The organism is Kitasatospora sp. NPDC057518, assembly GCF_042802075.1.
In the GTDB taxonomy this organism is placed as follows: domain Bacteria; phylum Actinomycetota; class Actinomycetes; order Streptomycetales; family Streptomycetaceae; genus Kitasatospora.
In genome coordinates this window covers 1-8,583 of sequence record NZ_JBHVEU010000383.1, presented here as the reverse complement: position 1 = coordinate 8,583, position 8,583 = coordinate 1, and the positions used below count along the sequence as shown (strand labels likewise).

General features: G+C 73.0%; 5 protein-coding genes. 2 read left to right on the top strand and 3 right to left on the bottom strand.

The features are described 5' to 3' along the window. Positions 1–55: 55 nt before the first annotated feature. The gene (locus tag ACFU7Z_RS30365) at positions 56–1,117 is read right to left on the bottom strand and encodes an ATP-dependent DNA ligase (protein ID WP_380781004.1); all 1,062 of its coding nucleotides are present in this window, start codon (positions 1,115–1,117) and stop codon (positions 56–58) included. A 66-nt stretch (positions 1,118–1,183) separates the two neighbouring features. Between ACFU7Z_RS30365 and ligD the strand changes: the two genes are divergently transcribed. Further along, positions 1,184–2,191 carry a non-homologous end-joining DNA ligase gene (gene ligD, locus ACFU7Z_RS30360; protein ID WP_380781002.1) on the top strand — a complete coding sequence of 336 codons (1,008 nt, stop codon included), beginning with the start codon at positions 1,184–1,186 and terminating at the stop codon, positions 2,189–2,191. A 23-nt stretch (positions 2,192–2,214) separates the two neighbouring features. Here the strand turns inward: ligD and ACFU7Z_RS30355 are convergent, their stop codons facing one another. Together ACFU7Z_RS30355 and ACFU7Z_RS30350 are read right to left on the bottom strand one after the other, a co-directional pair. Then, the gene (locus ACFU7Z_RS30355) at positions 2,215–3,420 is read right to left on the bottom strand and encodes an 8-amino-7-oxononanoate synthase (RefSeq protein ID WP_380781000.1); all 1,206 of its coding nucleotides are present in this window, start codon (positions 3,418–3,420) and stop codon (positions 2,215–2,217) included. A 155-nt stretch (positions 3,421–3,575) separates the two neighbouring features. After that, a complete protein-coding gene (locus ACFU7Z_RS30350; protein WP_380780997.1) occupies positions 3,576–5,543 on the bottom strand; it encodes a PIG-L family deacetylase in 1,968 nt (655 codons plus the stop codon). 516 nt (positions 5,544–6,059) lie between these two features. Here ACFU7Z_RS30350 and ACFU7Z_RS30345 point away from each other — a divergent pair. Further along, positions 6,060–8,552, top strand: coding sequence for a DEAD/DEAH box helicase (locus ACFU7Z_RS30345; protein WP_369808340.1), 2,493 nt, complete (start codon positions 6,060–6,062; stop codon positions 8,550–8,552). The last annotated feature ends 31 nt before the right edge of the window (positions 8,553–8,583 follow it).

Genomic DNA, 8,583 nt, shown 5'->3' with positions numbered 1-8,583 from the left:
GGCCCGACCCGGCTCACCGGGTCGGGCCTCCGTCACGTCCTCGGCCTCCCGGTCCTCAGATCCCCAGCACCCTGCCGAGGTCGTACGAGACCGGCTCCTCCAGCTGCGCGTAGGTGCAGCTCTCCGGCGTGCGGTCCGGGCGCCAGCGGCGGAACTGCGCGGTGTGCCGGAACCGGGTGCCCTCCATGTGGTCGTACGCGACCTCGACCACCCGCTCGGGGCGCAGCGCGATCCAGGAGAGGTCCTTGCCACCGGTCCAGCGACTGACCGCGCCGGGCAGCCGGCCCTCGGCGTGCGCCGCCTCGTCCGCCCAGCCGCCCCACGGGTGCCGGGACAGGTCGTCCATCCGCAACGGGGCCAGTTCCTCGGCGAGTTCGCGGCGGCGGGCCATCGGGAAGGCGGCGCAGACGCCGACGTGCTGCAGCCGGCCGCCGTCGTCGAAGATGCCGAGCAGCAGCGAGCCGACCACCGGGCCGCTCTTGTGCTCGCGGTAGCCGGCCACCACGCAGTCGGCGGTGCGCTCGTGCTTGATCTTGTACATGCTCCGCTCCCCCGGCCGGTACGGCTGGTCCAGCGGCTTGGCGACCACCCCGTCCAGCCCGGCGCCCTCGAACTCGGCGAACCAGGTCCGGGCGAGGTCGAGGTCGGTGGCGGCGGGGGCGGTGAACACCGGGTCGGCGGCGTCGGCGAGCGCGGCCTCCAGGGCCGGGCGGCGCACCGACAGCGGCTCGTCCACCAGCGAGTCGTCACCGAGGGCGAGCAGGTCGAAGGCGACGAAGGAGGCCGGGGTCCGCTCGGCGAGCAGCTTCACCCGGCTCGCGGCCGGGTGGATGCGCTCCAGCAGCTCCTCGAAACGCAGCCGGCCGTCCCGGGCGATCACCACCTCGCCGTCCAGCACGCAGCGCGGCGGCAGCTCCCGCCGGAACGCCTCGACCAGCTCGGGGAAGTACCTGGTCAGCGGCTTGCCGGTACGGCTGCCGAGCTCCACCTCGTCGCCGTCGCGGAACACGATCGAACGGAAGCCGTCCCACTTGGCCTCGTACTGCATCCCGGGCGGGATCTCGGCCACCGACTTGGCGAGCATCGGCGCCACCGGTGGCATCACGGGCAGGTCCATGCGAACGATCCTCGCCCGCTTCGCCCCGGGGCGCGCGCCGGGCGCCCGGCCCTTAGCGTGAAGGGCATGGGCTCAGCCGTGGAACTGGAAGTCGCCGGGCGCACCGTCCGGCTGTCGAACCCGGACAAGGTGTACTACCCCGAGCGCGGCTTCACCAAGCTGGACGTCGCGCAGTACTACCTGGCCGTCGCCGACGGGGTGCTGCGCGGACTGCGCGACCGGCCGACCACTCTGCAGCGCTTCCCCGACGGGGTGGACGGCGAGTTCTTCTACCAGAAGCGCGCGCCCAAGGGCCTGCCGGAGTGGCTGCCCACCGCCCGGATCGAGTTCCCCAGCGGCCGCTCCGCCGACGAGATCTGCCCCACCGAGCCGGCCGCCGTCCTGTGGGCCGCCAACCTGGGCTGCCTCACCTTCCACCCCTGGCCGGTGCGGCGCTCCGACACCGGCCACGTCGACGAGCTGCGCATCGACCTCGACCCGCAGCCCGGCACCGACTTCCACGACGCCGTCCGCGCCGCCCACGAACTGCGCGCCCTGCTGGAGGAGTACGGGCTGCGCGGCTGGCCCAAGTCCTCCGGCGGGCGCGGCCTGCACGTGTACGTGCCGCTGGTGCCCGAGTGGACCTTCACCGACGGGCGGCACGCGGTGATCGCCCTCGGCCGGGTCCTGGAACAGCGGATGCCCGGGAAGGTCACCACCGCCTGGTGGAAGGAGGAGCGCGGCGAACGGATCTTCGTCGACTACAACCAGATGGCCCGCGACCGCACCATCGCCTCCGCCTACTCCCTGCGCGCCCGCCCCCGCGCCACCGCCTCCGCCCCGCTGCACTGGGAGGAGCTGGACGACGCCGCCCCCGAGGACTTCGACCTGCGCACCCTCCCCGCCCGCTTCGCCGAACTCGGCGACCTCAACGCCGGGATGGACGGCCAGGCCTTCCGCCTGGAGCCCCTGCTGGAGCTGTACGACAAGCAGCTCCACGACGAGGGCCTCGGCGAACTCCCCTACCCGCCCGACCACCCCAAGGCCGCCGGCGAACCCACCCGGGTGCAACCGAGCCGGGCCAAGAAGAAGTAGGACGCTCCGTCCGCTCCGGAGCCTCAGCCCCGCGCACCCACCGGCGCCAGCTCGGCGACGATGCGGACGGCCTCGGCGATCTGCCCGTCCGTCAGGTCTCCCCGGGCGGTGAGGCGCAGGCGGGAGATGCCGTCCGGGACGGACGGCGGGCGGAAGCAGCCGACGGCGAGGCCCGCGCGGCGGCAGTCGGTGGCCCAGGCGACGGCGGCCTCCGGGCCCGGGGCGCGGACGGAGACCACCGCGGCCTGCGGCTCGCAGGCGTGCAGCCCGGCGGCGGTGAGCTGCCGGGCCAGGGTGCGGGCGACCTCGCGGGCGCGCTCGGCGCGGGCCGGCTCGGCGCGCAGCAGGCGCAGCGCGGCGAGGGCGGCCCCGGCGGCGGCCGGGGCGAGGCCGGTGTCGAAGATGAAGGTGCGGGCGGTCTCGGTGAGGTGCCGGATCACCCGGCGCGGGCCGAGGACGACGCCGCCCTGCGAGCCGAGCGACTTGGACAGGGTGGCGGTGGCCACCGTGTCCGGCTGCCCGGCCAGCCCGGCCGCGGCGAGCGCCCCGGTGCCGCCGGGGCCGAGCACGCCCAGCCCGTGCGCGTCGTCCACCAGCAGCGCGGCGCCGTGCGCGCGGACGGCCTGCGACAGCGCGGGCAGCGGGGCCGCGTCGCCGTCCACCGAGAACACCGAGTCGGTGACCACCAGCGCCCGCCGCTGCGCCCGCCCGGCGAGCACCTCGGCCACGGCCGCCGGGTCGCTGTGCGGGGCCCGGTGGACGTCGGCGCGGGAGAGCCGGCAGCCGTCGATGAGGGAGGCGTGGTTGTAGGCGTCGGAGACGATCAGGGTGTCCGGGTCGGTGAGCGCGGTCAGCGCCGCGAGGTTGGCCGTGTACCCGGAGGAGAACACCAGCGCGGCCTCCACCCCGCAGAACTCGGCCAGCTCCTCCTCCAGTTCGCTGTGCAGCGCCGTCGTCCCGGTCACCAGCCGCGACCCCGTCGAGCCCCCGCCCCACCGCAGCGCCGCGTCCGCCGCCGCCCGGGCGACCACCGGATGCCTGGTCAGCCCCAGGTAGTCGTTCCCCGCGAGGTCCAGCACCGCGTCGTCCGCCCCCCGACTGCGCAACGTCCGCGTCAGCCCGGCCTCCGCCCGCATCGCGGCCGTCTCGTCGAGCCAGTCGAAGACGTGCGCGGGGGCGGGAGCGGCGAGGGCGGAGGGGCGCGGCTCGGCCGCGAGCGGATGGTTCATGCCCGGCACTCTGGCATGCCACCGCGCGTCGGGCAATGTGCGGATCGGCACATATCGACGCGCTGATCCTGTCGCGATTTCCTCGGGTGATGTCGCCGGTCATCCACTCCAGCGGCTGTTCGGGAGTGCTCCCGAACAGCCGCCGGAAGAGGCGGTCAGAGCGGCAGGCTCTGCCAGGGGCCGAAGGTGGTGGGGGTGGTGGCCGTGCGGAGGTACACCCGGCCGTCGGTGCCGATGGCGAAGAGGTGGAGGACGCCGGTGCCGTCGGTGAGGGCGGCCGGGTGGTCGAGGACGGTGCCGCCGAGGTCCTGCCAGGGGCCGTAGCCGTTGTCGGGGGCGGTCTGGGCGGTGGTGCTGACGCCGCCGGCGGCGTTGCGTTCGAACAGGACGACGCGGCCGGCGAGGGTGGCCGTGGCCGGTTCGCCGACGCCGCCGTGGCCGCCGAGGGGGGCCGGGGTCCGGCTCCACGGTCCGCCGGGCCGGGTCTGGTAGCTGACCAGCACCGCGCCGGTGCCGACCTCGCGGTAGGCGAGTTCGATGCGGCCGTCCTGGTCGAGGGCGGCCTTGGGCGGGCTGGCCGGGCGGGCGTCCGGGATCGGGTCGGGGCCGGTGATGGCGCCGTTCGGGGTGCTCTGGTGCCAGCCGAGGACGGCGGTGCGGGTGGCGGCGAACACCTCGATCGCCCCGGCGCCGTTGCGGATCGCGGTGACCGGGTCCTGGAGGTCGGTGCCGCCGAAGTCCGTCCAGGTGCCCGTCCACACCCCGCCCGGGGTGGTCTGCCGGATGCCGCTGAGGCCGCCGCCGCCGTTCTTGACGAAGAGTTCCAGCCGCCCGTCCAGGGAGTTGGCGACGGCGGGTACGCCGACCTGGTCCTCGTTGCCGAGTCCGGTGTTGGGGTTGCCGTGGTCGGCCCAGCTGTCCCACCAGCGGCCGTTGGGCACGGCCTGCGGCAGGGAGAGGAGGTGGTGGTCGGTGAGACGGCGGGCGAAGACCTCCAGCCGGCCGTCGGCGTTGGTGCCGACGGCGATGCCGGGGGCGATCCGCCCGCCGGGGTCGGCCATCCGGAGCGGGCCGCCCCAGCTGCCGTCGGCCTGGCGCCAGTAGGTGTGGAGGGCGCCGGCCCGGACGATGAAGACCTGCGGGCGGCCGTCCTGGTTGAGCCCGGCCCAGGAGGTGCCGCGCGACCAGCGGTAGTACATCCGGGAGAACCAGAGGGCGGAGTAGTTCCCGTCGGAGTGGTCGTGGCCGGCGTACTCGGAGAAGTACACGCCCTTGGCGCCGGCCGTCGCCGGGTCGAGGTTCACCGGGGCGTCGCCGATGTTGTAGTCCCGGTAGTTCACCTGGATCAGGTTGCCGCCGTAGAGGCCGGCGGCCTGGCCGGCGAACTTCGCGGCGGCGACGTGGTCGGAGTGGTCACCGGAGTAGCGGCGGTCCGGGAGTTCGTCCTGGGCCCGGAGCACGGTCGGCCGGTAGGTCGCCATCAGCTGGCGCAGTACTTCGACGACGTCGGCGGCCGTGTAGGTGGACGGCCCGGACAGCGGGCTGTCCTTCGGGACGACGGTGGTGTCGGTGCCGCCGTTCAGCACGCCGCCGAGCCGGGCGTCGTGCAGGTTGAGGAAGACCAGGTGCACCGGCCGGCCCTTGAGGACGTACCGCTCGACCTGCTTGCCGGCGACCGTCCAGGCCTCGGCCGTCCAGTGGCCGACCTCGTCGGTGGCCGGGTCGGTGTCGCCGACCCCGGTCATCCGGGAGTAGGCGTTGACGGCGCCCATCTGCCGGTTCCAGGTGCGCAGCGGTTCGCCGGCGGTGTCCCAGCAGACGGTGGCGCAGGGGTCGCCGGTCGCGTTCCCCGCGGTGACGAAGACGGTGACGGACGGCGTGCCGTCGGCGAGGGCGTTGGAGAGGTCCGGGTTCATGAAGAGGATGTCGTCGTCCTCGTGCGCGACGATCTGCATGAACAGCGGTCCGGAGCCGGTGGCCGCGGTTCCGGGTACGGCTGCGGCTCCGGGCACGGCTCCGGGTTCGGCCGCGGCCGCGCGGGTCGCCGTCGCCTTGGTCAGGACGGGTGCGGCGAGGGCGGTGAGCGCGACGGAGGCGAGGAGTTGTCGTCGTCCGATTGCCATGGGATCCCCCAATTCGAGATCGGGACGTGAGCATGCCAGAAGGAGGTTAACCCATCCCCGGGTCCACAATGCCGTGCGCCGCATTCCGTGAACGTGTCGTACTGGAAAGACAGTTGACGCACGCTCAAACGTCTTCGCCCACTTCCTTCCCGGTATCCTCGTTTCCGGACGAACCCGTTCCTCCGTCGGGCCGCACACCCCGGCCGACCACGGCGTTTCCCCCGTTCCCGCCGGTTTCCCTCCGCTTTCCCGCCGGTCCGCCGCACGGTTTCCCACCGGTTTCCCACCGGCTTCCCACCGGCTTCCCACCGGCTTCCCACCGGCTTCCCCCTGGTCCACCGCGCGCTTTACCGCCGGTCCGCCGCGACGCCCCGGAGCGGGACGGACGCCCCGCCGCCGTCCCGCACCGCCTGATCGACGTCCGCGGAATCCCGTCCGGCCCTCCCCTCGCGGCACCGGGCTTTGCCCGGGGTGGCGGCGAGCAGGCAAGATAGCCGGGTGACCCTCCTTGATCTGATGCCGAAGCCCGCCACCCCCGACGCGCTGTACGAGACCTTCGCAGCCTGGTCGGAGGAGCGCGGGATCACGCTGTACCCGGCACAGGAGGAGGCGCTGATCGAGCTGGTGTCGGGGAACAACGTGATCCTCGCGACGCCGACCGGGTCGGGCAAGAGCCTGGTGGCGGCGGGGGCGCACTTCGCCGCGCTGGCGGAGGGGAAGCGGACCTTCTACACCGCGCCGATCAAGGCACTGGTCTCGGAGAAGTTCTTCGACCTGGTGAAGATGTTCGGCACCGAACAGGTCGGCATGATGACCGGCGACGCGAGCGTCAACCCGACCGCGCCGATCATCTGCTGCACCGCCGAGGTGCTCGCCCAGATCGCGCTGCGCGACGGCACCCGGGCGGACATCGGCCAGGTGGTCATGGACGAGTTCCACTTCTACGCGGAGCCGGACCGCGGCTGGGCCTGGCAGATCCCGCTGCTGGAGCTGCCGCAGGCGCAGTTCCTGCTGATGTCCGCGACGCTCGGCGACGTCCGCCGCTTCGAGGAGGACCTGACCCGCCGCACCGGCCGGCCGACCACGGTGGTGCGCAACGCGACCCGCCCGGTGCCGCTGTTCTACGAGTACCGCCGCACCTCGATGCACGAGACCCTGGAGGAGCTGCTGCAGACCGGCCAGGCGCCGGTCTACGTCGTGCACTTCACCCAGAAGGAGGCGGTGGACCGGGCCCAGTCGCTGATGAGCATCAACATGTGCTCGAAGGCGGAGAAGGAGGCCATCGCCGACCTGATCGGCGGTTTCCGCTTCACCACCAAGTTCGGCCGCAACCTGTCCCGTTACGTGCGCCACGGCATCGGCGTGCACCACGCGGGCATGCTGCCGAAGTACCGCCGGCTGGTCGAACGCCTCGCCCAGGCGGGCCTGTTGAAGGTCATTTGCGGCACCGACACGCTCGGCGTCGGCGTCAATGTGCCGATCCGCACGGTGCTGTTCACCGCCCTGTCCAAGTACGACGGGCAGCGCGTGCGCATCCTGCGCGCCCGCGAGTTCCACCAGATCGCCGGCCGGGCCGGCCGGGCCGGTTTCGACACCGTCGGCCAGGTGGTGGCCCAGGCGCCGGAGCACGTGATCGAGAACGACAAGGCGATCGCCAAGGCCGGGGACGACCCGAAGAAGAAGCGCAAGGTCGTCCGGAAGAAGGCCCCGGAGGGCTTCGTCGGCTGGACCGAGGAGACCTTCGACAAGCTGATCGGCGCCGACCCGGAGCCGCTGGTCTCCCGGTTCAAGGTGAGCCACGCGATGCTGCTGTCGGTGATCGGCCGCCCGGGCAACGCCTTCGAGGCGATGCGCAAGCTGCTCACCGACAACCACGAGGACCGCGCCGCGCAGCGCCGGCACATCCGCACCGCGATCGCCATCTACCGCTCGCTGCTGGAGGGCGGCGTGGTGGAGCGGCTGCCGGAGCCGGACGCCGAGGGCAGGATCGTCCGCCTCACCCTGGACCTCCAGGAGAACTTCGCGCTCAACCAGCCGCTGTCCACCTTCGCGCTGGCCTCCTTCGAACTGCTCGACCCGACCTCGCCCTCGTACGCGATGGACGTCGTCTCCATCGTCGAGGCGACCCTGGACGACCCGCGCCAGATCCTCGCCGCGCAGCAGAACAAGGCCCGCGGCGAGGCCGTCGGCGAGATGAAGCGCGACGGCATCGAGTACGAGGAGCGGATGGAGCGGCTCCAGGAGATCACCTACCCGAAGCCGCTGGAGGAGCTCCTCACCCACGCCTACGAGGTGTACCGCCGGGCGCACCCGTGGATCGGCGACCACCAGCTGCAGCCGAAGTCGGTGGTCCGCGACCTGTACGAGCGGGCGATGACCTTCTCGGACTACGTCGGCTTCTACGAGCTGGCCCGCACCGAGGGCATCGTGCTGCGCTACCTGGCCGGCGCGTACAAGGCGCTGGAGCAGACCGTCCCCGAGGACGTGAAGACCGACGACCTCAAGGACGTCATCGCCTGGCTCGGCGAGCTGGTCCGCCAGGTCGACTCCAGCCTGCTGGACGAGTGGGAGCAGCTGGCCAACCCGACCGAGCCGCAGGCCGCCGAGGTGCGGCTGGACGACAAGCCGGCGCCGGTCACCGCCAACGCCCGCGCCTTCCGCGTCCTGGTGCGCAACGAGATGTTCCGCCGGGTCGAGCTGTGCGCGCTGGAGCACTACGAGGAGCTCGCCGACCTGGACGGCGAGTACGGCTGGGACGCGGACCGCTGGGCGGACGCCATGGACGGGTACTGGGAGGAGTACGACGACCTCGGCACCGGCCCGGACGCGCGCGGCCCGAAGATGCTGCTCATCGAGGAGGAGGACTCCTCCTGGCGGGTCCGGCAGATCTTCGACGACCCGGAGGGCGACCACGACTGGGGCATCAGCGCCGAGGTCGACCTGTACGGCTCGGACGAGGAGGGCCGCGCGGTGCTGCGGGTGACCTCGGTGGACCGGCTCGGCGGCTGAGCCGGCTGTACGTCGACGCCGGATGTACGTC